The following is a 22,346-nucleotide window of genomic DNA, read 5'->3' as shown; positions in this document are numbered from 1 at the left end:
CGCTGACGGCCGGCCCTCGGTCGATCGTCGACGCAGCCGAGGCCATCGACCGCGAATTTGCGCTCTACCTGCTGCTGCTCTACACCGGCGTGCGCAAAAGCGAGGGCCTGGCGCTCTTGCGCGCCGACGTCCGCCCCCCTCCGAGGCCGCCGCCTGGCTGCGCACCTCGAAGAACGAAGATCCGCGCATGCTCCGACTGCGCGCGGATCTGGCGCAGCGGATCGCCGCGCACCTGGAGGCTTCCACGGGCGACCACCTGTTTCGCTTCAACGAGGACGGCCACTTCAAGCACCTGCTGACGCGCGCCACGATGGCCGCCTGCGGCCTGGTCTGTACCAAGCGCCGGCCAGTACCGTGGAAGAAGCCGGCGTTCCGGCTAGCCTTCGTCGGCTTCCACACCTTCCGCCACACCTGGGCAACCTGGATGCGCCGCTATGGCGGCGCCGACGTCCAGGGCATCGCCGCGACCAACAACTGGCGCGACCCGCGCAGCGCCGCGCGCTACGCACACGTCGTCTCGCGCGAGGAATGGCAGCGCGTCGAGAATCTGCCCGGCGTGGGGAGCGTCCGGGGGAAAATCGCTGGCTGAAAGTCCCGGCACTCCTCGAAAGGCTCACCTTTCTCGTGGCTCAAGACTTTGGATTGACGACGGCCGCATCGACAATAAGGTTCGCTGGAGCGCCCTCCTGAGCTCTGACCAATTGAAGCGTGTTTGCCCACATGACAACACCTGGACGACCTGTTTCAGGGCTGAGTCCCATAAATCCGGCGTTGATCGTAAACTCCACGGACAGCAGCCATTTGCCCTCGTGAATCTCCTGCTTCTTTAGAAGCGTCTCAGTGACTTCTCTAAGCTCAAACGTAAACTGAGTTGCTTCAGCCATGAACTGTCCTTTCACGGCCAGCGGTCCAAATACGAATAGCCTCCGCCGTCGTCTCGGAAGCGGTGGATAGCGTTACGGAGCCTCCCGTTCCGGCCGGAAGATTTACGGTGGTTCCCGCTATGGCCCGGAGACGGTCCGTGATACCCGAGCTATAAACCGTACCGTGAGGGCTGTAGCCGAAGCCCCCCGCGAAGCCCGTGATGCCTGCGACTTTCCACGCGCCGATCCCCGAGACCGTAGTCGTTATGGTCTCAGAAGTTCTCACTGCGATGGCAGCGCTAAGCATCATGATAACGAGTTGATTAAGGCTTGTGTGCTCGTATACCGCACGGTCGAGGAGCTGTTGGTGCAGAGTTCGGGGCATGCGGACCAGCACTTTCCCGCTCGGCAAAGGCTCGCTCACCGGCTTTGATGGGCTAGGGACAGGGTTCCCCGCCTTCTGTGCCGCATCGAGCCATACTTCAATCGCCGTCTGCAGTTCAGTGAGGGCTTCCGTTTGGGTTTCTCCAAACGCCGAGCAGCCGGGAAGATCCGGAGCAACAGCGATGAAACCCTCGTCTTCATCGCTGTAAAAGACCTGTGCAGGATACCTATTTGCGTTCATAGCGGATTACCGAGGCTCCCCGAGGTCAAAATCCCAATACCGTTCAATCATGCGCTGAAGTTGCTTGGCCTGGTATGGCTTTATTTTACCGTCGCGATTCTGGAAATTGAGCTGCTCAACTTCGCCAGCTCTTGAATATGCCCTATGGGCCCCCTTCCCTGAGTTCCAGGAAAACCCAAGCCATTCCGCGGCTTTGCAGGCGTCATCGAACCGGACATTGCGTGCGTTGTTCAGGATGTCAACGAGTAGCTTGTCGCGTTGTGCCACGATGCTATCGCCTATGATATCACATATGATTTAAGTGGTAAACAGGATGGATCAACGGTCTCTACAACCTGAGATAATAGCACGTCGGCTCAGAAAGGCGACGTTTCAGCGGGCCGATAGCTCCATAAGTTGCGCTCGGGGAAGGTACGGGGAAAAGCCGCCAGCGGACAAGAAATCATTGTGATTTCAACACGCGGACCAATGTCCCCCAAGGGCTGGCCGCAACTTTTTTTGGCGGCGTCGCCCGGCCGACGATAGTTCATGAACGCGTGCGAGTACGGCACGAGACGGGGAAATCTCCCGTTCACCCTCCTGCCGCGTCGGCGGGCTTCCGAAATCTGGTGCCAGGTGCGTTCGGGGACGGCGCGAGTCCGTCTCCGTCTATTGGGACGACAATCCAGGCCGACGGGCCATCTCAATGAGCACGACCAATCGATCAGTCCTCGGCAAAGGCTGCCGCCCGGATCTCCCGCGTCGGGCACGATCGACTGTCCCCGCGTATCTCTCCGCGATGCCGTCCTGAGAGCAGGCCGAGATGTAGGCGCCCCCGGTTTAGAGGCCAGCGGCGATCCCGACCGTCCCAGCTCCATCACTTGCCAGGAAGCGCGGAGGCTTCGGCCGGCAATGGACCATTGGTCAAGCAGGTCTGCGGCATCCGGTCGAACGCGCGAACAAATTCCGACGAGAACCGCTTCGCGCTGTCAAATGACAGATGCATCTCGTCGACAAAGGTGAGATCGTCGCCGGTGTCCGCGTCGATATACATGGCCCCGATCGTCTCGGCGAGTTGGCTGGTCGGATCCGGCTTCGGCCAGATTTCGGTCGTCGGCATCGGGACCAGGACGACACAGTCGGCAGGCATGCCAATTCGCTTCAAGAAGGTGTTCGCCTCGATCGCCGCGAGCGGCACATTGACCTGAAAGTCCCGCAACCGATCCCGACGAACTCGGGGGCGCTGGCGATCCGCCATAAGCGAATCCCGCCAGAGAAAATAGCCATCCACTGACGATCTGAAGGCCGTCGGCGCAATTTCGCAGTCGATAAACCGAAATTTGCATAGGGCTGGCTGGGCCCACATCTCCCCCTTCTTGACCAGAGCCCGCCCGAGCTCCCATCGATCATGCATCGCGGCCAGAGCGGGCTCGCTCACACGGTCGTTGAAATAGGGGTCGACGCCAATCACCAGCACACGTGGACGCAGATGGTGCTTCACTGCAAGCGCAGAGAAGAACGCCTGCTGGTCCTCATAGCTGAATCCGAGATTGAACTGCCGTACACCGCGTGCGGCAAAATACGACCGCACTTCAGCCGTGCTGAAAGCAAACATCGTGCGGCTCGATCCAGTAAAGACCACGTCGGCTGCCTTCAGGTTGGCAAGCGCCCTGCGCTCGATCCCGAACCAAAACGCAGCATGCTCGAAATCTCCAAACCGGCGCGCACTGCACGAGCTGATGAACTGATCACGCTCCGGCGCCGGCTTGCATCCGGCGATCGAGATACCCCTGCCGCTGTATGCTATCGGAGCGGCCAGGCAGCCCGATAAGATGACCATGGCAATATAGATCAACAACCAAAGTTTGTGCCCCATCACGCACGCACGCGCCCCCCGGCCGACCAGAACAACGGTTATAAAATACCACATGGGTTCGCCATCGCGCGCAACAAAATCGACTTCAGATTGAATTCCGAGTTTGAAGTTCGACGTCTTGCCGCCGGTCGCGGATGGTGCGAGGCACGTCATCGCCTCGCGTAAGGCCGTTCCGATGCGCAACTTTTTTTGGCCTTGCTTTGACGATACGTCGCAGGCGGGGCGCGGCAACGGCCGGCCAACCTTGTTTTCCCTCGACCGTCGGGTTTAGGTTGTCGGCATGATGATGATCCTGCGAAGCGCGACCTTGCTGGCCGCGGCCCTGACCCTGGCGAACTGCTGCATGTCCGGCACCGGCTGCTCGGGACCGCTGGCCTCGGCCGGCACACCTGCAGCCGCGCCGGCGATGGCCGCTACGCCCGCCGTGATTACCGCGCAGCCGACGAGCGCTGCGGCCGACTGGGACGGCCGTGTCGCCACCTCCGACGCCGACACCGAGATGGTGACGGAGCCGGACATCGGCACGCCGCGCAAAGGCGCCAAGCGCCGTGGCGACTCGCGGGTCGACGTGATGTCCGCGCAATCGAGCTCCGGTTATCGCGGCCGGATGAGCTGGGAGGAGGAACAGGCGGCCGACCTCGCCGACGAGGCCCGCCTCAAGCAGAAGCTCACGATCTGCCGGAACTGCAGCGCAACGCAGTAAGCATTTGTCCGTCCGCAGTTTTCGGCTGGTCGCGACCGCGACCTGGAACCGCTGCGACCGCGCGATTTCGGGCTTGCAGGCCTCGCTTTTGTCGGATTTCCTAATCAAACGTTGACGACTTGGTTCGTTCGCCAGATGCACGATTTGCGGGCTCGGCGGACAGCGTTCTCTGCTCGAGTTTTTCGCCTCTCCCAGTTTTCGGGAGGAGCATCCGAAGCTTTTTCAATTTGGGTGGTTTCGTGATGAATCCGGTGACGCGCGACACCAGACGCTACCCCGAGAAGCTCAGCCCGAGCCCCGTCAAGGGCGCCCAGCCGATCGCGCTCGCCGCCGCGACGCTCGTGGTGCTGGTCGCGGGCATCGGCGGCATCATGTTGTGGCGTGCCTATGGCGGCGCGCCGGAAGCCGAGCGCGGCGCGGTGACGCGGCAGTTGCAGGCGCGCACGGTGCAGGCATCCGAGCAATTGGTGGAGAAGACCAAGGGCCTGGAGGCCACCCAGCAGGAATCGATCGATCAGTTGCAGATGATGCAGGAGCAACTGCAGAGCATGCGCCGCCTGCTCGCGGCTCAGCAGGCCGACACCAAGCGGCTGTCGGACCAGGTCTCGACCCTGAAGGACTCCATCGATGGCCTGCGCCAGTCCTTCGCCAGCACGCAGAGCTCGGAGCAGGCCGCGCCTGCTCCACGCAACCGCAGCATCCGCGCCCGCGCCCATGCCAGCCGCAGCAGCCATCGGCATCGTCGCAACCGATCCTGAGACGCCCGGTTCTGACGCCTGCTCGTAGAATTCCCGCCGAATTTTCCCGGGACCCTGTGAAGTGCTTCACAGATTGAAACCGGGAGTCACGCCATCCTGCCTGCACCGGATGGCGAGCCAATTTCAGGATGGCACAGGGCCAATTTCAATATCCGGGGCTGGCAAGGTCGTTGGCGCCATACTGCGCCGACGGCCTTGTTCTTTGTGGCGGCGCGTTCGACCGCCCGGAACGGATCCGACGGCCGCGGCTCTCCGGCTGGTGACTTGCTTTTCCCAGCCGATTCTCGGCTCAATGCGCCCTGAAGACGCAGAGGAGCCCCCATGTCCGCCGATCCAGCACTGACGTCCGATGTCATCGGGCTGACCACAGTCGCCCCCTTCTCACGCCGCGGCTTCATGACAGCGTCCGCTGCCGTGACGGCCGGCTACACGCTGGCGGCCGGCCCGGTGCGGGCCGAGGTCGTTACCACCGACACCAATGGCCTGAATGCCGGAGATGCGAAGATCAAGGTCGGCGACCGCGACATGCCGGCCTATTTCGCGCGCCCCGCCAGCGCCAGCAATCCACCCGTCGTGCTGGTCGCGATGGAGATCTTCGGCCTGCATCAGTACATCAAGGACGTGACGCGTCGTCTCGCCAAGCTCGGCGCGCTCGCCGTGGCGCCGGACTACTACTTCCGCAGCGGGACCGACCTCACCAAGATCACCGAGATCAAGGACCTGCTGCCGATCGTGAATGCCAAGCCCGACGCGGAGCTGCTGTCGGACCTCGACGCCACCGTGGCCTGGGCCAAGTCGCAGGGCGGCGACACCTCGCGTCTCGGCATCGTCGGCTTCTGCCGCGGCGGCCGCAACGTGTGGGAATATGCGGCGCATAGTTCGGCGCTGAAGGCGGGCGTTGCGTTCTACGGCCCGCTGATCGACCCGCCCAATCCCGCCTGGCCGAAGAGCCCGACGCAGCTTGCGCCGGAGATGAAGGCGCCCGTGCTCGGCCTCTACGGCGAAGCTGACACCGGCATTCCCGTCGCCAGCGTCGAGGCCATGAAGGCCGCGCTCGCCGCCAACAAGAAGACCGCCGAGTTCAAGATCTATCCCGGCGCGCCGCATGGCTTCCACGCCGACTACCGCCCCAGCTATCGCAAGGACGCCGCGGAGGACGGCTGGGCGCAGATGCAGGCGTGGTTCAAGAAATATGGCGTGCTGAGCTGACAGCCGCGGCCCGGGGCGAGCGAACACGGAAGACTGCCCCGCGAGACTTCCCGCAAGTCGCTGGCCGGCTGTCGCTTGCGCTCGGGCGCCGGACCGGCGGCTGTTAGCGCGGCCGACGATCGTCGCGACGAATCTTCGCCAGCTGCCTGCCGCCCTGCTCGAGCTCCCAGGCCATCCAGACCAGCGCGGCGCCCAGGCTGACGACGACGCCCATGAAGACAAACGTGAGTTCAGGGGATGTGAGTGTGTTCATCATGCCTGGATCCCATGCAAGCGTTGCGCCAGCTACTTCTCCGTTGCCGCTCCGCCGATCGGAGCGGCAACAAATGGTCACGAGATGTCGTTAAGGCGAAGTGACCGGATCGGCCGGCCGCCTCGCCCAAACTTCATTCACACACCTCGACGTTGCGATAGCGCCAGCCGTGCGCTGTCCGCACACGCTTGCGCGCGACGTAGCAGCCGCCGAGATCCTCGTAGGTGTACGGGTAGTAGTAGGGATAGCCTCCGTATCCGTAGTAGCCGGGATAGCCAAAACCGAAGCCGAACCCGAGTCCGAAACCCGGGCCAAAGCCATGATGGCCGAAGCCATGATGGAAACCGCCCGGCCCGTGCGCCGACGCCATGCCCGGCATCATTGCCGCCGCAATCACGGCACCCGCCAACAATCCCATCAATCTCTTGCGCATCGATCCGTCTCCAAATTCAACCGGCATGAGAGCGTCAGTGTACTCCGGTGCTCCCAGCCGGAAGTCTCTAAGCCGGATTTGGAACGGCGCGCGGGCAAACCCGCTCACATCTGCGCGATCTCGATGTCGTTGCGTGACGTCTGGAGCGGCGGGCAACATTCAGCAACCGCGACAGATGCTCTTCACCTTCGGGTCGACCGCGTTGTTCTCCTGCTGAATCTGCACATCGGTCGCATCACCGGTACGGTTCGGGCCTGTTGCAGCGGTCCCTCCGTCTCCTCCATGACCCATGCCGATCGTGACAGCGGAATTGCTCGCCCCCGCCCCGCTCGCGCCGGAGCCGGACGATTGCGCCGTGCCCAGGCTGTTAGTCCCGTTGGTACCTGCCGCGCCCGGTTGCGATGACTGTGAGGGATTGCTGCCGCTTCCGGCGGTACCGGTCGTGCCGGCGCCGGCGGCTCCCGCGCTCGGCGCGCCGCCGCCGCTCGCTCCACCGCCAGCGCCGCCCGCACCGCCGCCACCGCCTTGCGCGAACACCGCAGTGGCCGTGCCGAGGCCTGCAATCACGATCAAAGTGCTCAATGAAAACCTGGCCATGGGACCGTCTCCCTTTACACTTCAACCCGACCGGACGGACCGCGTTCCGGAACGAATGTTGATCGGAGAGGATTGATGGGGCGAGGAGAGCAAGGAGCCGTGCGCAAGCTGATCGCCTTTGACGAGGACACGTTCGACAAGCTCAAGCAGCTGGGCCGCGATCAGATGCTGAGTCTGCAGGACCTCGCCGACGAGGCGTTCATGGACCTGTTGGAAAAGCACGGCGTGCCGGCGGATCTGAAGGACGCGCTGCGCAAGAGCGCTGCGGAGGATGGCGATGGCGCAGGCAAGCCTGCGCGCAAACGGAAGAACGAGCCGGACGACAAGTCCAGAAACCAGTCGAAGCCCAAACCGAAACAGAGGAGCAGGACATCAGCATGAGCACCGACCCCGATCCGTTTGAACAGGGCGAGCGCGCCGCGCGCGAGAACATTCCGGCCGAGGCCAATCCCTATCAGGACGGCAGCGAACAGCATGCGCTGTGGGCGAGCGGCCACGAACGTGTCGCCAGCGCAGCGGAGGCAGGCGAATCCGAAGGGACGTGAGGAATCTCCGACAGCTCCATCGGCCGTGATGTCAGCCGATCTTCTTCAGACCCTTGGTGTAGCGCGGTCCCTTGGCGACATAAGCCTTGGCCGCGATGCCCATGCGCTCGACCTGCGCCGGCTCCAGCGTGCGAACGACACGCGCGGGCGCACCGATGATCAGCGCGTATTCCGGAAAATCCTTGCCCTCGGTGATGATGGCGCCGGCGCCGACGACGCTGCCACGGCGGATGTGCGCGCCGTTCATGATGATCGAGCCCATGCCGATCAGGGCGTCATCCTCGACCGTGCAGCCGTGCAGAATGACGTTGTGGCCGACGGTGACGTTGCGGCCGACGCGCAGCGGAAAGCCGGGATCGACGTGACAGGTGGCATTGTCCTGGATGTTGGAGCTCTCGCCGATCTCGATCCAGTCATTGTCGCCGCGGATCACCGCGCCGAACCAGACCGTGACCTCCTTGGCGAGCTTCACCCGACCGATCACGGTGGCATTGTCGGCAATGTAGTAGTTGCCGTCCGCCGGCAGCTCGGGCGCCTGCCCGTCGAGTTCGTAGATGGCCATCGAGGTCTCCCGTTCGCAGGCGACCTTGGCACAGGCTCCGGAGCGATTTCAAGCAAACGCCGCGGCGGCGCCCGGCACGGGAACTAGGCCAGCACGCCCGCGGCGCGCAGCGTCATCACCACGAAGGTGCCGCACATCATGCTCCAGAAGCCGGCGATCACGGTCGCCAGCATCACGAACTCGAAGCGACGGCGCTCGATGCGGGCACCGCGCAGCGTGTTGCGCATGATGATGAAGGGCGCGGCGAACACCAGGAATGGCACCGCCGCGAACCGCCGGGGCGTGACGCCCTCCTGCAGCAGCTCGAAGCCCGGCGGACGTTCGGCATAGGCCTGGTAGCCGCTCGCCAAGGCGCCGGCCAAGGCGAAACCGATGAGGAGCGAGAACAGGGAATTGAACGCCTCTGCCGACATCGTACGCACTCACACACTTGCAAAACTGCCCGATGCTGGTTTGGCAAAAAGCGACCGCACCCGCCACATTATCCTTAAGGAAGGGTTAATGGCGGCCGCGGCCGGTGCGCGGCTCCCTGCAGGTAAGTTTCTGCAGAATGCCGCATCGCCGTGGCATAGTCGGCGCTGATTCGGTCCTTGAGATCCCCTGCCCGCCATGACGATGTTTTCGGTCCGCAGTGCCCGCCCTTCGAACGGACATGGCCACGCCGTGCCGATCATCCTGGGCTGCGTGCTGACGGCGGCCGCAGTCGCCCTCGTCGCCTACCTGCTCTGGCCCACCTGGCGCGCCAGCACCTTCAAGGGGCCCGAACGCCTGCCGGTCAGCATCGGCGGCACCGTGTTCAACGTGCCGGTGGCCGCCATCCGGGTGAAGATCCAGCGCCATACAGGGCCGCAGGAGCGCGTCGATCTCGGCTTCGAATATCCCTCGCTCACCCCGCCTGAGGCGCTGCATCACGTCAGCGCCGACCAGATCGATCAGGCGCCGCACCCGATCGATCGCATCTTCGTCTCGATATCGGCGCATCACGACGCGATGTCGCCGGAGACGCGACTGAAGACGATCTATCCGCGCTATCTCAATCCGGCCGCCGTGCCGGTGCAGGACGGATTGAGCATGCGAAGCTTCCGCGCGGGCACAGCGTACGACATGGAGGATCTGTTCACGGCCGAGCAGCCTGTGCTGGTCGCCCGCTGCACGCGTGATGCCGCCACGCCGGGCATGTGCCTCAGCGAACGCCGTGTCGAAGGCGCAGATCTGACCTTCAGGTTTCCGCGCGGCTGGCTGTCACAATGGCAGGACGTCGCCGCGGCCATGGAGCGGCTGACGGCGCAGATGCATGCGGTGAAGTAGTTGGTCGTAGCCCGGATGAGCGCAGCGACATCCGGGCTCTCCGGCACAACGTGTGAACCCGCATGTCGCTTACGCTCATGCGGGCTACGCGATGCGCGCCGTTCTACTTACTCATAAGCTCATCCCCACGGCACTCGAGGGGCGGCCGATGAGCGTCGACACCTTGGCGAGGTTCTCGTGAATGCGCCCTCTCCCCTTGTGAGAGAGGCATGGAGGACAGAGCGGCAAACGCACTTGGGTGAGGGGAATCTCGCGACGAGCGCCGCTGGCGGAGAGAGCCCTCTCACCCAAGCGGCCCGTTGATAGGCCGGCGTCGCCCTCTCCCACAAGGGGAGAGGGCGCATTTACTTGCACCGCGCCTGATCGTGCATTCTCAAGCGTGGCGAAAGGATCTACTCTACCAGATCGTCTTCCAGGATCGCCATCTGGAACTGGAACGAGCGGTCGTCGTCCTCGTCGTCGACGAACAGAACGCCGATGAACTCTTCGCCGATATAGACTTCGGCGGAGTCTTCCTTCTTCGGCCGCGGCACCACACGGATCTTGGGATTGCCGAACACGCGCTTCAGATACGCGTCGAGCTTCCTGACTTCCTGAACGTCCACGGTGATCTCCAATCGACAGCGAGGTTTGCAGATGATGCGGACGTTACAGCGCGAACGTCCGTGTCCTTATGACTTCGACATTCCGGCCCAAGGATCGAGGCAAGACGAGCGGCGATGTCGAACGCACTGAAAGGGACGCCGTGGATCTCACATTCATTCCGCCAAGACAAACTCAAGACAAACGGCGGATCGTCAAATCCACAGACGCCGATGTGTTGGCACGAATTTCCCTGGATGAGAAGGTCTTGACTTCGCTGTCGACGGAGGCGGTCGCGGCTCAGATCCCGATCGCGTTGATCATCTGATCCATGGTGCGCGACGGCTCCGCACAACCGGCCTCGCCGACGATCTTCGCCGGCACGCCTGCGACGGTGACGTTGTTCGGCACCGGCTTCACGACGACCGAGCCGGCAGCAATGCGCGCGCAATGACCGACCTCGATGTTGCCGAGCACCTTGGCGCCGGCGCCAATCAGCACGCCATGACGAATCTTGGGGTGCCGATCCTCGTTCTCCTTGCCGGTGCCACCGAGCGTCACGCCATGCAGAATCGAGACGTTGTCCTCGATGATGGCCGTCTCGCCGCAGACGAAGCCGGTGGCGTGATCGAGGAAGATGCCGCGGCCGATGCGCGCCGCCGGATTGATGTCGGTCTGGAACACGGCCGAGGAGCGGCTCTGCAGATAGAACGCGAAATCCTTGCGGCTGTTGCGATACAGCCAATGCGCCAGCCGGTGCGTCTGCAGGGCGTGGAAGCCCTTGAAGTAGAGCAGCGGATCGATGAAGCGCGAGGTGGCGGGATCGCGATCGTAGACGGCGACGAGATCGGCGCGGAACGCATGGCCGAGGTCCGGCTCGTCGCGCAGCGCGTCGTTGAAGGTCTGGCGGATCAGGTCGCCCGACAGCGCGGAATGATCGAGACGGTCGGCGACGCGGTGCACGACCGAATCCTCGAGCCGGCCGTGGTGCAGGACGGTTGAATAGATGAAGGTCGCGAGCTCGGGCTCGCGGCGCACGATCTCTTCTGCCTCGTGGCGGATCCGATCCCAGATCGGATCAAGCGTCGCCAGCTTGCTGCCCTGCTGCGGATTGGTCTGATGCATAGCCATGGCTGCTTCTCGCAGTTTCAGTGGGCGGGACTTATAGCACGGCGCATGGAACGATGTCCTCTGCAGGAGGCGCGAGGCCGGCGATCCATTCCAGCCAGCCTGCCTCCCAGAAAACACGGGATTGAGACATTTTACGTCCCGCCGATGACGTCCCGGTTGCGCCGCCATGCCATTCGGCACCGCGTCGATTCAAAGTGGGCAGCAGGAACCCGAAATCAAGGTGGGCCTCGGGGAAGCAATCGGTTCCGGCACCTGGGCACTCTGCGGGAGGGCGGAAGGGACGGATACCGGCGGCTGCGGCAAAAAGGAACCACCCGGGGACAGAAGGCCGGCCATTCCCCCGTTCGATCACGGGAGCGGCTTTACCATCCATCGCTCTGCGTCTACTAGTGAATATCGCCCTGACCATATTTCGGCCACGGTGCTCCTGATCGGGGGACACGGGTATCAGTAACACTCAGATCCTGGACGAACGCGCAACCGAGGCCGGATTGGCCTGGCTCCCCGTCATCGTCATCCCGCTCTTCCTCGTCGCGCCGGCGCTATGGAACGGCTACCCGCTGCTGCAGTGGGACACCGGGGGCTATCTCGCGCGCTGGTACGAAGGCTATCTGGTGCCGAGCCGCTCGACCGTGTTCGGGCTCTATCTGCATTTTGGCGAAGGCTCGAGCTTCTGGCTCAATCTCGGCCTGCAGGCGCTGGCGACGCTCTGGATCCTGCAGCTCACCTTGCGCGTGCTGGGGCTGGCCCAGCCGCTGCGCCTGCTCTGGATCGGCCTGCTGCTGATCCTGACCACCGCCCTGCCCTGGCTCGCCAGCATGCTGCTGACCGACATCTTCGCCGGCCTGTCGGTGCTGGCGCTCTACATCATGGTCGCGCACGCACGCCGGATCTCCATGCTGGAGACATGCGCGCTGTTCGGCTTCGTGGCCTTCGCCTCCGCCACCCACAGCGCCACGCTCGGCGTGCTGTTCGGCCTGTGCTGCGCCGGCTGGATCGGCTATCCCTGGCTGCGCCGGCAGATCGCGCTCTCCGGCCTGGTCCGGGCCAGCATGACGATCGTCGCGGGTGCGGCGATGCTGCTCGCAGCCAACTTTGCCCTGTCCGGCCAGTTCGCCTGGACGCCGGGCGGCACCGGGGTCGCCTTCGGCCGCATGCTCCAGGACGGCATCGTGGCGCAATATCTGAAGGACCATTGCGCCCGCGAGAAGCTGAAGCTCTGCCCCTATCGCAACGAGCTGCCGCCCACCGCCGACGACTTCCTGTGGGGCCACAGCATGTTCGACAAGCTCGGCCGTTTCGAGGGCATGAACGACGAGATGGGCTTCATCGTGAAGCGGTCGCTCGCGGCCTATCCGCTGTGGCAGGCCAAGGCCGCCGCGGTCGCTACCGCCGAGCAGTTGGCGCATGTGGCGACCGGTGAGGGCACCAACGGCTGGCTGCCGCACACCTATGGCATCATCGAGCGCTACATCCCCTCGCAGGTCAAGAAGATGCGCGCGGCGCATCAGCAGCACTGGGAGATCAATTTCGCCGTGGTCAACTGGCTGCACGTGCCAGTCGCGCTGGCCTCGATGCTGGCGGCGGCGGCGATCGCGGCGCACGCGATCTGGCGCCGGCGGCGCGACGATGTGGCTTTGCTCGCCAGCACCGTGACCCTGGCGCTGCTGGGCAACGCCCTGATCTGCGGCGTCATCTCCGGCCCGCATGACCGCTACGGCGCGCGGATGGTGTGGATCGCCACCTTCACCGCGCTGATCGCCGCGGCAAGGTGGTTCAGCGGCGAGCGCGTGGAAGGCTCGGCGGAACGCCTCCCGTAGCCCGCTTGAGCGGCAGCCGAGCCCAGAGGGCGAAGGCGGGAGCGACATGCGGGTTCACACGCGCCGCTCGGAAAACCCGGGGTCGCTGCGCTCGCCCGGGCTACGGCTTCAGCGCCGTGACAGGAAGTCGACGACCCCGGCCTTGTAGACCTTGTCGCCGACAGCGCGCATGTGATCGCGATTGGGGATGTCGAGCACTTCGGCACCGGGGATGAGCGCGCCGAGCGCCGGACCCGAGCCCGACACCTCGTCGGTGGTGCCGACCGCCACCAGCACCGGCACCGCGATGCGGCCGGCGTCCTCGCGCGAGATCAGGCCGCGCGAGCCGCGCATGCAGGCGGCCAGCGCCAGGCGGTCGGAGCGGGTCTGGTCGGCGAAGGCGCGGAAGGTGCGGCCCACGGGATCGGTCACGTCGTCGATCGACGGCGCCTCGAGCGCGACGGCGACGTTCTCGCCGGGACCGCCGCCTTCGATCATCGCCATGCCGATGCCACCGAAGATCGCCGAACGCAACCGCTCGGGCGCGGTCAGCGCGATATGCGCGGCGATGCGGCCGCCGAGCGAGTAGCCCATCACGTCGGCGCTGGCGAGGCCGAGATGATCCATCAGCGCCGTGACGTCGCTCGCCATCGCCGCGATCGAATACAGCGCGGGGTCGTACAGCTTGCCCGAATCGCCATGGCCGCGATTGTCGAGCGCGATCACTCGGCGGCCGTCCTTGCGCAGCTCGGAGGTCCAGGCCGGGTAGACCCAGTTGACGTTCTTGCTCGACGCAAAGCCATGGACGAGCACGATCGGATCGCCCTCCCCCTCATCGATGAAGGCAATTTCAACGGCGCCGTTGTGAAAGCTCGGCATCGGTCGCGAATCCCGGAACGCTGGAGTGAAGCTGGTCGGACGAAGTCTAGATCATGATGCGATTCCACGGAATCGCATCATGATCTTATCCCTTTGTTTGAGCATGATCTTTTCGGAAAACCGGCTTCCACTTTTCCGGATCATGCTCTAGCCGCAGGACGCGGTTGCGGCCAGTTCGGGAGCGGCGGACGCGGCCTGCATCCGGCGCAGGCGGCGCCGCCGGCTCCGGTCGAGCCAGGCCTGGGTGGCCCGCTCGGTCATCGCCTTCAGCGATGCGACGAAGCTGAGCAGCGTCATCAGCGCGCCGAACAGCCAGAGCGCGAGATTGAATGCCCCCGCGGTCAGCAGCAGCGCGCCGCGGCCGAGCAGCTTCAGGATCGCGCGCGTCTGGCCGCCCTTGGCCTCGGCGAGCCGCGCCGCGCGGGCGATGTCCTTCGGCCCTTCGGCGAGCTTGAGCGAATCCAGTGCGCCGCGCGTGCCGGCCTTCTCAGTGATGCGGCCGACATCCTTGGCGAGCCGCACCAGCGCGCCGGCCTTCTCGGCGCGGAACGCCGCGCGGATCGCGGTCGCGGTCTGGCCAGGACGAAGCACCGAGCCCGAGGCCACCGCCTGCTGCAACAGCGGCGCATCGACCACATCCCGCGCCGAGCGTCCGGCCCAGGCGGCGAGCCCCTCGCCGAGCCGGCCGACCTTTCGCGCATCCTTCACCAGCGTCAGCCCGGCCCGCACCGGCGCGGCAGTGCCTGCCGAGGCATAGGTCGCGGCAGTGACGGCAAGGCCGGCCGTGGCCAGGCCCAGCACCAGGCGGTCGGTCTCCTCGCCCATCACCAGATGCTTGCCTTCGCGCACCGCGTCGCGGATGTCGCCGAACACGAAGAGGTCGCCAGCCACGGTGCCGGACAGGCTCGCGACGTCGTCGGCCTGGCCGGTGACGAGCCCGGTCGCGAACCGCTTGGCGACGCTGGTCGGTGCCTTCTCGGCGGCCGCCGCATCGCTCACGCGCTGCACCAGCGCGTCATCGAGTGCCACCTGATGATCCCGCGCGAGCGCAACGAAGCTCTCGGCGAGATCGGGATCGCCGGCTTCGAGCGCATCCTTGATGCCGCTGCTGATGCGCGCCGGATCGGTCTGCAGCACCGAGGCGACCTGAAGCTCCGACAGCCGCGCCGGATCATCCTGCGCCGCCATGATGGCTCCGGCCCCATAGGCGTGCGGCCACACCGCAGCGCCGACCGCGGCGCTGACGGCAAGCCCGGCCAGCGCCAGACTGAGTCCCAGCTTGATTCGCTTCGAGATCACGCCGCCTTCACGTTTTCGCGGGAACGATGCGAAGAGACATAGTAATTTCCGTGCCTGACACAACGGCCTCGACGAAAGAAGGGCTTCTCGGCGGCCCTGAGTTTGTGTCGAATCCACAAGCCACAACATAACGGCGTGCGTTGCATCAAACGCGGGTTCCCAGCACTAGGAATTGGCATCAAGGCTCAGTATGGTCGCGCCGTTTTCGACGCGTGCGGCCGTGCGACCTCAGTCCCGTCCTGTTCCGTCGTGCTGACCGCATACGCTCCCGTTGCCACGCGAGGTAATACCGATGGCCGATAACATCGTCCCGCATTTCAACAACGATGCCGGTGTCCCCGTCATTGAGATCGGCTCGCATGAGTTCATGTGCGTGGGCGCCAATCCGCCGTTCGATCATCCGCACGTGTTCCTCGATCTCGGCAACGACAAGGAGATCATCTGCCCGTATTGCTCGACGCTGTACCGCTATGCGCCGGACCTCGCCGCCGGCGAGGCGCGGCCCCCGGAATGCGTGCTGAAGGACGTCGCCTGATCGGCGTGTCGTGGCATCGCGTACCGTCTATGTGGCGGGAGCCGGGATCGGCGGCCTGACGGCCGCGCTCGCGCTCGCCACCAAGGGCTTCCGCGTCGTCGTGCTGGAGAAGGCCGAACGGCTCGAGGAGGTCGGCGCCGGCCTGCAGCTGTCGCCCAATGCCAGCCGGATCCTGCTCGACCTCGGCCTCGGGCCGCGGCTGACCGCGCGTACGGTGGTGCCGGACGCCGTCAGCATCATGAGCGCGCGGGCCGGCGGCGAGATCGCCCGCCTGCCGCTCGGCGAGGCCGCGAGCCGGGCAGCGGGCGCACCCTATTGGGTGATCCACCGCGCCGACCTGCAGGCGGCGCTGGCCGCGGAGGTGATGGCGCATCCGGACGTCGAGCTGCGGCTCGGCTGCCAGTTCGAGGACGTCGTCGCCCACGCCAAGGGCCTCACCGTGGTGCATCGCCGCGGCAATGAGCGCCGCCAGGACGTGGCGCTGGCGCTGATCGGCGCCGACGGCGTGTGGTCGACGGTCCGGCACCATCTGTTTCCGCAGGTCCGCGCCGAGTTCTCCGGCCTGATCGCCTGGCGCGGCACGCTCGACGCCCGGCAATTGCCGCGCGAACTGACCGCCGCGCGGGTGCAGCTCTGGATGGGTCCCGCGGCCCATCTCGTCGCCTATCCGATCTCGGCTGGCCGGCAGGTCAATGTGGTTGCGGTGGTACCGGGCACCTGGAACCGGCCGGGCTGGAGCACGGAGGGCGATCCGGGCGAGCTGAAGGCGGCGTTCGCGCCGCCGCGCTGGCCGGCGACGGCGCGGCTGCTGCTCAATGCGGTCGACGGCTGGCGCAAATGGGCGCTGTTCGGCGTCCCCGAAGGCATCGAATGGACCGAGGGCAGCGTCGCGCTGCTCGGCGACGCCGCGCACGCCATGCTGCCGTTTGCGGCGCAAGGCGCGGGAATGGCGATCGAGGATGCGGTGGTGCTGGCCAAGAGCCTGAGCGAGGCGCGCCCGGACGGTCCCGGCGCGATCCCGGCTGCGCTGAAACGCTACGCCAAGCTGCGCCGCCCGCGCGTCGGCCAGGTGCAGCGCACCGCGCGCAACCAGGGCCGGCTCTATCACATGACCGGACCGCTGGCGCTGGCCCGCGATCTCAGCATCAAGGCGCTCGGCCCGCAGCGCCTGTCGGCGCGGCAGAGCTGGATCTACGACTGGCGGCCGTAGGCGGAGAGCGCCGTCTCAGTAGACCGAGCCATCCCGCGGCAGGGTCGACGGCGTGCCCGCACCGGAGGCCATCGGCCGCGCGGGGCGCGCCGCCGGCTTGACCGGCCTCCCAGGCTTGGCGGCCGCCGGCTGCGGCGCCGGAGTTTCCTGGCACTTGTTGCGGCGCCAGGCCTCTTCGGCGAACTGGGTCTGGCCTCGGATCGCGATATAGTCGTTGCGATAGGCGACCTCGGCCACCACCGCGCCGCCGGCTCCGGTCTCCGCCTTGGCCATCAGGCCCTGCAGCTCGGCCGCGCGCCCGGCGAGCGCCTTGCGCTCGGCCTCGAGCTGCTTGCAGTCATAGAGCTCGTACTTGGCCGGATCCGCGAAGGCGGTCGACACACTGTCGCTCATGCCGGCGCAGCCCGACAGCAGCGATCCCACCCCGAGCAGTCCCGCGGCCAGCGCGACGCGAAGCCGATCGCTGGTCATGCAGCCCCGATCGTGCAGCGGCCGCGAGCCATGGGGTCGATCTTGGGCTCGATCTTGGGCCGATCGGTCGCGGACATCGGCCCGAACGGCGGCAGCATTCGCCTCTGCGATGGTCTTCGGATTCGTCACGCTCACCTCGCTCAACGACTGGTCCGCAAGGCACGCGGATCCGAATCGTTTTCTCGTGATGGGTCCGTGCCTTACAACGGCCGCTTCGTCCATGTCTTGCACCAGATGATCCCAGACCTGACAAAGCGCTTCAGCGCCAAGGCAATCTCAAAGCAGCTGGTGACGGCCGGATTGAGGCTTTACCAAGGCGCTCGCGCTGGCTTAAGCAGAGGATGAGCTTTGGAGTCAAAGTGCAACTCGTCCGGCGTCGCCGGATGATGCGTCAGGTCTCCAAGATCAAAGCGCGGACGTGGCGGAATCGGTAGACGCAAGGGACTTAAAATCCCTCGATGGCAACGTCGTGTGGGTTCGAGTCCCACCGTCCGCACCAGCCCTGTGCACGCCTCGCTCGACTGCCCTGCCCGGCTCAGTTCAGCGCCGCCAGCCGCTCCAGCTCGGCGAGATCGGTGACCTCCAGCCTGCCCTCCGCAATCGTCAGGATCTTGCGATCGCGAAACAGCGCGAGCACGCGGCTGACATGGACCGAGGTCACGCCGACGGCGTCGGCGATGTGCTGCTGCTTCAAGGGAAACGGATAGCGGTGGTGCTGGACCACGCCGTCCACCGCGACCCGCCGCATCAGGCTGAGCAGCAGATGCGCGATCCGGCGCTCGGCCGGACGCTGGCCGAGCACGGTGATGAGCTCGTAGGAGGCTCGACCGTTGTCGCCGAGCGAGCGGAACACCTCCATCATGACCAGTTCGTCGGCACGGCACTGCTTGCGGACCTCCTCGCCATCGAGCCGGCTGACCTGGACCTGGGTCAAGGCCTTGGCCGAGAAGCTCATGCCTTTGGCGAAGATCGCCGCCGGCGAGAAGATGTCGCCCGGCAGCAGGAAGCGCAGGATCTGGCGGCCGCCATCCGACAACTGGATGTAACGGAATGCCCAGCCGCTGCAGAGCACGAGCACGTCGTCGCGCGCCTCGCTCTGGCATTTGATCTGCTGGCCGGCCCGGACGCTGAAGAACTGCTGATTGAGCCGCGGCAGCGCCGACTGCGCCCGGCAGGCCCTGAACAGCGCGGCACAGAATCCGGAATCGACGTGGGTGCAGGAGACGCAGCAGCCGGCGAGATCGGGTTCTGATCGCAGCATCAAGGGGTGCGCGCGCTTCCGTCCCGCCGACCCGGATTCGTCATCCGGTCATCGGGACGCTGTGGCGGTCGATCGGGGGCGGCGGATGCCGAAGCCTTCGACCTGCGTCGCAGCTAAAATGGAACCGGTCCGCAGCGATATAACCTGGATTAATCATGCGGCTGAAAGTCGCCCATCCGTCCCGACGGCCGTCGCAGCGCGACACCCGAAGCATGATCGACGCCGCTTGCGCCTACGCCGCCTGCGCTCGCGCCGTCAGCTCCGCCATGGTGGTGGACTTGAAGCTCGGCCGCGCCTCCAGCCGCTCGATCCACGCGACGAGATTGGGATGGCCGGCGGTCAGCTCCGCCCATTCCGGCGTCAGCGACAGGAAGCTCGCCTGCGGCGCGGCCTGCAGATCGGCCAGCGACAGATGATCGCCGACCATGAATGGCTGCTCGCCGAGCAGCCGCGACAACTCCGCGATGACGGCTCTCGCCTGCGGCATCGCGCGCGCGATCGCAGCCTCGTCGGTGGTCGTGCCGAAGAATTGCGGGCCGATGATGCGCTGGAAGAGGATGACGTTGCACACGCCCTGGAACAGGTACCAGTCGCTGATGTTCATCACCTGGTCCATGCGCGCGGCCTGCCGGACATCCGCGGGCGTCAGGGCCGGCTCGGGCAGCACGCGGTCGAGATAGCGCAGGATCGCCTGGGTCTCGTACAACGCGAAGCCGTCATGCGCGAGCGCCGGCACGCGCCCGAAGGGATGACGCGCCAGATGCGCCGCCCCCTTGGAGTCACCCGGCGCCATCGCCGCGAGCCGATACGGAACGCCTTTCTCCTCCAGCGCAATCAACACGCTGCGCCCGAACGGGCTTCCCGGCACGGAATGGACGACGAACTCGGACATCACGATCTCCCCACGCTTATGATGAACTTCTCATGATGACGCCGGCGGCCGCTCGGCCTCGGCCAGGAAACGCTGCAGCAGCCCCGGCCAGCCGCCGTCGACATCCCGCCGCATCGACGCGCCGGCCTCGCTGCCCATGGTTTCGAACTTGTGGTGCAGCAGTTCGACCCGGGTCGCGTCCGGGCCCTCGGCCACGAACTGCACGTCGACCTCCGAGCGCATCGCGGCATCCGGCTTCCACTGCGCATCGACCTGCCACAGCATGATGAAGCGATGCGGCGGCTCCCACAGCGTGATCGTCGCGACCGTGGTCGCCGTGCCGTCCTCGGCGATCTCGAGCCAGTGGCCGCCGAGCTTCGGCTCCAGCAGCACCTTCTCGATCGGCTTGCGGCCGACCCCATGCGTATGCGGCCACCAGCGCGTCAGGCCGCGCGTGAACACGTCGAAGGCATGATCGATCGGCGCCCGGACATGGACAAGCTTCCGGACCGGCGCGATCACGGCACCCTCACTCATCGATCCTCCCTTTCGTCTGCCGATGCGTGCGCTCCGCCTCGATCTTGAAGGCGAGCAGCGCGTCGTCCCAGAAGCTGTCGAGCCAGTCGCGCAGCTCGGCCAACCCCTCACGGCGCAAAGCGTAGATGCGCCGCACCCCCTCGCTGCGTTCCTCGACCAGGCCGGCATCCTTCAGCACCTTCAGATGCTGCGAGACGGCCGGCCGCGACACCGGCATTCCCGCCGCAATCGCGTGGACCGGGCGCGGCCCGCCGCGCAGCCGCTCGAACACCTCCCGCCGCGTCGGGTCCGCCAAAACGTTCAGCGCCACTTCGTAAGTCATGACTTACTGTAAGCCAATACTTACCAAACTGTCAAGGATGCCGGCTCGACGCGGAACACGAGAGTCTGATCCAGCAGATCTCGCCACCGCCGGTTGCAGGGAGAAACCCGCCGTTAACCACAACCGAACCACGGTGGAACCAACGGCTGCCGGCGTTCCGAGTCGATCACCTGCGTGCGACGTTCCGAGGCCAGCCGGGGCTCGCCATCAATGAGAGGCACGATGCTGGGATTCCGCAGCCGAAAGAACGAACCGTCGGATGCCCCGCCCGCCCCCGACACGGACGCACACGACGCCTTCCAGGACACGCTGGCGCGGTGCCTGGGCGACTGGGCGGACGGCAGGCTCAACCGCGATGTCGCTGATGTCGACGCTGCCGCGCTACGTGCCAGGCTCAAGCCGCAACTGATCGAGGCCATCCATCGCCTGGGCATCGCGCTGGCCACCCGCGCCTCCCAGGACCTGGATTCCATCGTCGACCTCTGCATCAACAGCAACGAAGCCTCGATCAGCGCGGCGCGCCTGATCGGCGCCTCCAACAATCAATCCGAGCGCTGCCAGAGCCTCGCTTCGGCCTCGGTGGAGATGCAGGCCTCCGTGCACACCATCCGGGCGACGTCGACCCAGGCTGCAGCCGAGGCCGCCGCGACCCGCCAGGCCGTCGAGGACAGCGTGACCGCGGTGCGGCGGACGTTGCAGACGATGAACGGCATCGCCAGCTCTGTGCGCGACACCTCGGCAAAGATCGCCGATCTCAGCGCCGCCTCCGCCGAGATCGGATCCATCGTCGGCACCATCGACGCGATCGCCAACCAGACCAACCTGCTGGCGCTCAATGCCACCATCGAGGCGGCGCGCGCCGGCGAGTTCGGACGCGGCTTCGCCGTCGTTGCGGCCGAGGTCAAGAACCTGTCGCAGCAGACGACCAAGGCGACGGAGGACATCAAGGGCCGCATCGAGCGGCTGCAGGGCGAGATGAGCGGCATCGTCGAGGCCATGGCCGGCGGCGCCAAGGCGGTCGAGGTCGGCATGTCCGAGATGGACGATCTGGCGCAGGCGATCGATCAGGCCGGCACCCGGACCGCGGTGGTCAGCACCAAGATGGACGAAATCTCCGGCATTCTCGCCGAGCAGTCCGCCGCGACCGACGAGGTCGCACAGGGCATCACCATCATCGCCGATCTCGCGACCGCCAATGCCAACGAGGTGATGTCGCTCGCGGACACCATGGGCAAGACGGACGCGAAGGTCGGCAAGATGCTGGGCGAGATCGCCAAGCTTTCGCTGGACCACCAGGTGGTGAGACTGGCCAAGGCCGACCATGTGATCTGGAAAAAGCGGCTGGTCGACATGTCGGTCGGCCGGCTGCAACTGCGCGCCGACGAGCTCTCCGATCATCACACGTGCCGGCTCGGCAAATGGTACTATGGCGAAGGCGGTCGGCGTTTGGCCGGGGATCCGGCATTCCGCAACCTCGAGCGCCCGCACGAGGCGGTGCACCGCCACGGCAAGGAAGCGGCGCGGCTGTTCAGCTCAGGGCACATCGAGGAAGCGCTCAATGAGATCGGCCGGGTCGAGGTCGCATCCAGCGAGGTGCTGGCGGCGCTGGACCAGATCAAGGCGTGATTGAAGATCGTCGTTCCGCGTGAGATGCGTAGCCCGGATGAGCGCAGCGACATCCGGGCTACGCATCTCACGCACGGCGGTGGCGAACCCGCATGTCGCTGCGCTCATGCGG

General features: G+C 65.7%; 28 protein-coding genes and 1 tRNA gene. 12 read left to right on the top strand and 17 right to left on the bottom strand.

The genetic code is table 11. The features are described 5' to 3' along the window. Positions 1 to 187 precede the first annotated feature (187 nt). On the top strand, positions 188 to 589 hold the full coding sequence (locus ACQR1D_RS10950) for a hypothetical protein (RefSeq protein ID WP_434838386.1): 402 nt from the start codon (positions 188 to 190) through the stop codon (positions 587 to 589). Positions 590 to 629: 40 nt separating this feature from the next. On the opposite strand, the gene ACQR1D_RS10945 is transcribed toward ACQR1D_RS10950, so the two are convergent. The 3 genes from ACQR1D_RS10945 to ACQR1D_RS10935 all read right to left on the bottom strand — a co-directional run bounded on the left by ACQR1D_RS10945 (position 630) and on the right by ACQR1D_RS10935 (position 3,526). After that, complete coding sequence (locus tag ACQR1D_RS10945) at positions 630 to 884, bottom strand: hypothetical protein (RefSeq protein WP_434838387.1); 255 nt, start codon at positions 882 to 884, stop codon at positions 630 to 632. Then, positions 877 to 1,488, bottom strand: coding sequence for a type II toxin-antitoxin system HicB family antitoxin (locus ACQR1D_RS10940; RefSeq protein ID WP_434838388.1), 612 nt, complete (start codon positions 1,486 to 1,488; stop codon positions 877 to 879). The genes ACQR1D_RS10945 and ACQR1D_RS10940 overlap by 8 nt, the downstream gene beginning before the upstream one ends. An 856-nt stretch (positions 1,489 to 2,344) precedes the next feature. Then, positions 2,345 to 3,526, bottom strand: coding sequence for a hypothetical protein (locus ACQR1D_RS10935; protein ID WP_434838389.1), 1,182 nt, complete (start codon positions 3,524 to 3,526; stop codon positions 2,345 to 2,347). 97 nt (positions 3,527 to 3,623) lie between these two features. Here ACQR1D_RS10935 and ACQR1D_RS10930 point away from each other — a divergent pair, with 97 nt between their 5' ends. From ACQR1D_RS10930 to ACQR1D_RS10920, 3 genes are all read left to right on the top strand, one after another. Further along, positions 3,624 to 4,046, top strand: a complete 423-nt coding sequence (locus ACQR1D_RS10930) for a hypothetical protein (protein WP_315801065.1) — start codon at positions 3,624 to 3,626, stop codon at positions 4,044 to 4,046. Between the two features lie 242 nt (positions 4,047 to 4,288). Then, on the top strand, positions 4,289 to 4,804 hold the full coding sequence (locus ACQR1D_RS10925) for a hypothetical protein (protein ID WP_315801066.1): 516 nt from the start codon (positions 4,289 to 4,291) through the stop codon (positions 4,802 to 4,804). 396 nt (positions 4,805 to 5,200) lie between these two features. Next, complete coding sequence (locus ACQR1D_RS10920) at positions 5,201 to 6,013, top strand: dienelactone hydrolase family protein (RefSeq protein ID WP_410051410.1); 813 nt, start codon at positions 5,201 to 5,203, stop codon at positions 6,011 to 6,013. A 103-nt stretch (positions 6,014 to 6,116) separates the two neighbouring features. Here ACQR1D_RS10920 and ACQR1D_RS10915 read toward each other — a convergent pair whose 3' ends face one another. The 3 genes from ACQR1D_RS10915 to ACQR1D_RS10905 all read right to left on the bottom strand — a co-directional run bounded on the left by ACQR1D_RS10915 (position 6,117) and on the right by ACQR1D_RS10905 (position 7,296). Beyond that, positions 6,117 to 6,269, bottom strand: a complete 153-nt coding sequence (locus ACQR1D_RS10915; RefSeq protein WP_315801393.1) for a hypothetical protein — start codon at positions 6,267 to 6,269, stop codon at positions 6,117 to 6,119. A 130-nt stretch (positions 6,270 to 6,399) separates the two neighbouring features. Next, positions 6,400 to 6,699 (bottom strand): hypothetical protein, encoded by a 300-nt coding sequence (locus tag ACQR1D_RS10910; RefSeq protein ID WP_315801068.1) that lies wholly within the window; start codon positions 6,697 to 6,699, stop codon positions 6,400 to 6,402. Between the two features lie 159 nt (positions 6,700 to 6,858). Continuing rightward, on the bottom strand, positions 6,859 to 7,296 hold the full coding sequence (locus ACQR1D_RS10905; RefSeq protein ID WP_434838390.1) for a hypothetical protein: 438 nt from the start codon (positions 7,294 to 7,296) through the stop codon (positions 6,859 to 6,861). A gap of 75 nt (positions 7,297 to 7,371) precedes the next feature. On the opposite strand from ACQR1D_RS10905, the gene ACQR1D_RS10900 reads away from it, so the two are divergent. Next, positions 7,372 to 7,677 carry a hypothetical protein gene (locus tag ACQR1D_RS10900; protein ID WP_315801070.1) on the top strand — a complete coding sequence of 102 codons (306 nt, stop codon included), beginning with the start codon at positions 7,372 to 7,374 and terminating at the stop codon, positions 7,675 to 7,677. Further along, positions 7,674 to 7,841 carry a hypothetical protein gene (locus ACQR1D_RS10895; RefSeq protein WP_315801071.1) on the top strand — a complete coding sequence of 56 codons (168 nt, stop codon included), beginning with the start codon at positions 7,674 to 7,676 and terminating at the stop codon, positions 7,839 to 7,841. Before ACQR1D_RS10900 ends, ACQR1D_RS10895 begins: the two co-directional genes overlap by 4 nt. 31 nt (positions 7,842 to 7,872) lie before the next feature. On the opposite strand, the gene ACQR1D_RS10890 is transcribed toward ACQR1D_RS10895, so the two are convergent. Both ACQR1D_RS10890 and ACQR1D_RS10885 read right to left on the bottom strand, forming a co-directional pair. Beyond that, on the bottom strand, positions 7,873 to 8,403 hold the full coding sequence (locus ACQR1D_RS10890) for a gamma carbonic anhydrase family protein (protein ID WP_315801072.1): 531 nt from the start codon (positions 8,401 to 8,403) through the stop codon (positions 7,873 to 7,875). Between the two features lie 83 nt (positions 8,404 to 8,486). Further along, complete coding sequence (locus tag ACQR1D_RS10885) at positions 8,487 to 8,816, bottom strand: DUF6949 family protein (RefSeq protein WP_009027540.1); 330 nt, start codon at positions 8,814 to 8,816, stop codon at positions 8,487 to 8,489. A gap of 196 nt (positions 8,817 to 9,012) precedes the next feature. On the opposite strand from ACQR1D_RS10885, the gene ACQR1D_RS10880 reads away from it, so the two are divergent. Further along, positions 9,013 to 9,711, top strand: a complete 699-nt coding sequence (locus ACQR1D_RS10880; RefSeq protein ID WP_434838391.1) for a hypothetical protein — start codon at positions 9,013 to 9,015, stop codon at positions 9,709 to 9,711. A 392-nt stretch (positions 9,712 to 10,103) separates the two neighbouring features. Here ACQR1D_RS10880 and ACQR1D_RS10875 read toward each other — a convergent pair whose 3' ends face one another. Together ACQR1D_RS10875 and cysE are read right to left on the bottom strand one after the other, a co-directional pair. Next, complete coding sequence (locus ACQR1D_RS10875) at positions 10,104 to 10,316, bottom strand: DUF3126 family protein (RefSeq protein ID WP_006611186.1); 213 nt, start codon at positions 10,314 to 10,316, stop codon at positions 10,104 to 10,106. Positions 10,317 to 10,593: 277 nt separating this feature from the next. Further along, positions 10,594 to 11,424, bottom strand: coding sequence for a serine O-acetyltransferase (gene cysE, locus ACQR1D_RS10870; RefSeq protein WP_316176981.1), 831 nt, complete (start codon positions 11,422 to 11,424; stop codon positions 10,594 to 10,596). Positions 11,425 to 11,915: 491 nt separating this feature from the next. Between cysE and ACQR1D_RS10865 the strand changes: the two genes are divergently transcribed. Beyond that, positions 11,916 to 13,244 carry a hypothetical protein gene (locus ACQR1D_RS10865; protein ID WP_434838392.1) on the top strand — a complete coding sequence of 443 codons (1,329 nt, stop codon included), beginning with the start codon at positions 11,916 to 11,918 and terminating at the stop codon, positions 13,242 to 13,244. Positions 13,245 to 13,352: 108 nt separating this feature from the next. Here ACQR1D_RS10865 and ACQR1D_RS10860 read toward each other — a convergent pair whose 3' ends face one another. Both ACQR1D_RS10860 and ACQR1D_RS10855 read right to left on the bottom strand, forming a co-directional pair. Then, positions 13,353 to 14,102 (bottom strand): alpha/beta fold hydrolase, encoded by a 750-nt coding sequence (locus ACQR1D_RS10860; RefSeq protein WP_315801075.1) that lies wholly within the window; start codon positions 14,100 to 14,102, stop codon positions 13,353 to 13,355. Positions 14,103 to 14,249: 147 nt separating this feature from the next. Continuing rightward, positions 14,250 to 15,401, bottom strand: a complete 1,152-nt coding sequence (locus ACQR1D_RS10855; RefSeq protein WP_434894013.1) for a hypothetical protein — start codon at positions 15,399 to 15,401, stop codon at positions 14,250 to 14,252. Positions 15,402 to 15,693: 292 nt separating this feature from the next. Here ACQR1D_RS10855 and ACQR1D_RS10850 point away from each other — a divergent pair, with 292 nt between their 5' ends. Both ACQR1D_RS10850 and ACQR1D_RS10845 read left to right on the top strand, forming a co-directional pair. Beyond that, positions 15,694 to 15,936: a zinc-finger domain-containing protein gene (locus tag ACQR1D_RS10850; protein WP_315714692.1), complete on the top strand. Its 243-nt coding sequence runs from the start codon at positions 15,694 to 15,696 to the stop codon at positions 15,934 to 15,936. 10 nt (positions 15,937 to 15,946) lie between these two features. After that, the gene (locus tag ACQR1D_RS10845) at positions 15,947 to 17,146 is read left to right on the top strand and encodes an FAD-dependent monooxygenase (RefSeq protein ID WP_434894012.1); all 1,200 of its coding nucleotides are present in this window, start codon (positions 15,947 to 15,949) and stop codon (positions 17,144 to 17,146) included. Between the two features lie 15 nt (positions 17,147 to 17,161). Here the strand turns inward: ACQR1D_RS10845 and ACQR1D_RS10840 are convergent, their stop codons facing one another. Continuing rightward, positions 17,162 to 17,617, bottom strand: a complete 456-nt coding sequence (locus tag ACQR1D_RS10840) for a hypothetical protein (RefSeq protein WP_315801077.1) — start codon at positions 17,615 to 17,617, stop codon at positions 17,162 to 17,164. 412 nt (positions 17,618 to 18,029) lie between these two features. On the opposite strand from ACQR1D_RS10840, the gene ACQR1D_RS10835 reads away from it, so the two are divergent. Then, positions 18,030 to 18,116 (top strand) — tRNA-Leu (locus tag ACQR1D_RS10835). A 36-nt stretch (positions 18,117 to 18,152) separates the two neighbouring features. On the opposite strand, the gene ACQR1D_RS10830 is transcribed toward ACQR1D_RS10835, so the two are convergent. The 4 genes from ACQR1D_RS10830 to ACQR1D_RS10815 all read right to left on the bottom strand — a co-directional run bounded on the left by ACQR1D_RS10830 (position 18,153) and on the right by ACQR1D_RS10815 (position 20,608). After that, a complete protein-coding gene (locus ACQR1D_RS10830; RefSeq protein WP_315801078.1) occupies positions 18,153 to 18,878 on the bottom strand; it encodes a Crp/Fnr family transcriptional regulator in 726 nt (241 codons plus the stop codon). 232 nt (positions 18,879 to 19,110) lie between these two features. Continuing rightward, positions 19,111 to 19,770 carry a glutathione S-transferase family protein gene (locus ACQR1D_RS10825; protein ID WP_315801079.1) on the bottom strand — a complete coding sequence of 220 codons (660 nt, stop codon included), beginning with the start codon at positions 19,768 to 19,770 and terminating at the stop codon, positions 19,111 to 19,113. A 30-nt stretch (positions 19,771 to 19,800) separates the two neighbouring features. Next, complete coding sequence (locus tag ACQR1D_RS10820) at positions 19,801 to 20,286, bottom strand: SRPBCC family protein (RefSeq protein WP_315801080.1); 486 nt, start codon at positions 20,284 to 20,286, stop codon at positions 19,801 to 19,803. Continuing rightward, on the bottom strand, positions 20,279 to 20,608 hold the full coding sequence (locus tag ACQR1D_RS10815) for an ArsR/SmtB family transcription factor (RefSeq protein WP_315801081.1): 330 nt from the start codon (positions 20,606 to 20,608) through the stop codon (positions 20,279 to 20,281). Before ACQR1D_RS10815 ends, ACQR1D_RS10820 begins: the two co-directional genes overlap by 8 nt. A 222-nt stretch (positions 20,609 to 20,830) precedes the next feature. On the opposite strand from ACQR1D_RS10815, the gene ACQR1D_RS10810 reads away from it, so the two are divergent. Next, positions 20,831 to 22,234 carry a methyl-accepting chemotaxis protein gene (locus ACQR1D_RS10810; protein WP_315801082.1) on the top strand — a complete coding sequence of 468 codons (1,404 nt, stop codon included), beginning with the start codon at positions 20,831 to 20,833 and terminating at the stop codon, positions 22,232 to 22,234. The last annotated feature ends 112 nt before the right edge of the window (positions 22,235 to 22,346 follow it).

Source organism: Bradyrhizobium sp. HKCCYLRH2047 (assembly GCF_051168175.1).
In the GTDB taxonomy this organism is placed as follows: Bacteria; Pseudomonadota; Alphaproteobacteria; order Rhizobiales; family Xanthobacteraceae; genus Bradyrhizobium.
This window is presented reverse-complemented; position numbering and strand designations above follow the sequence as displayed.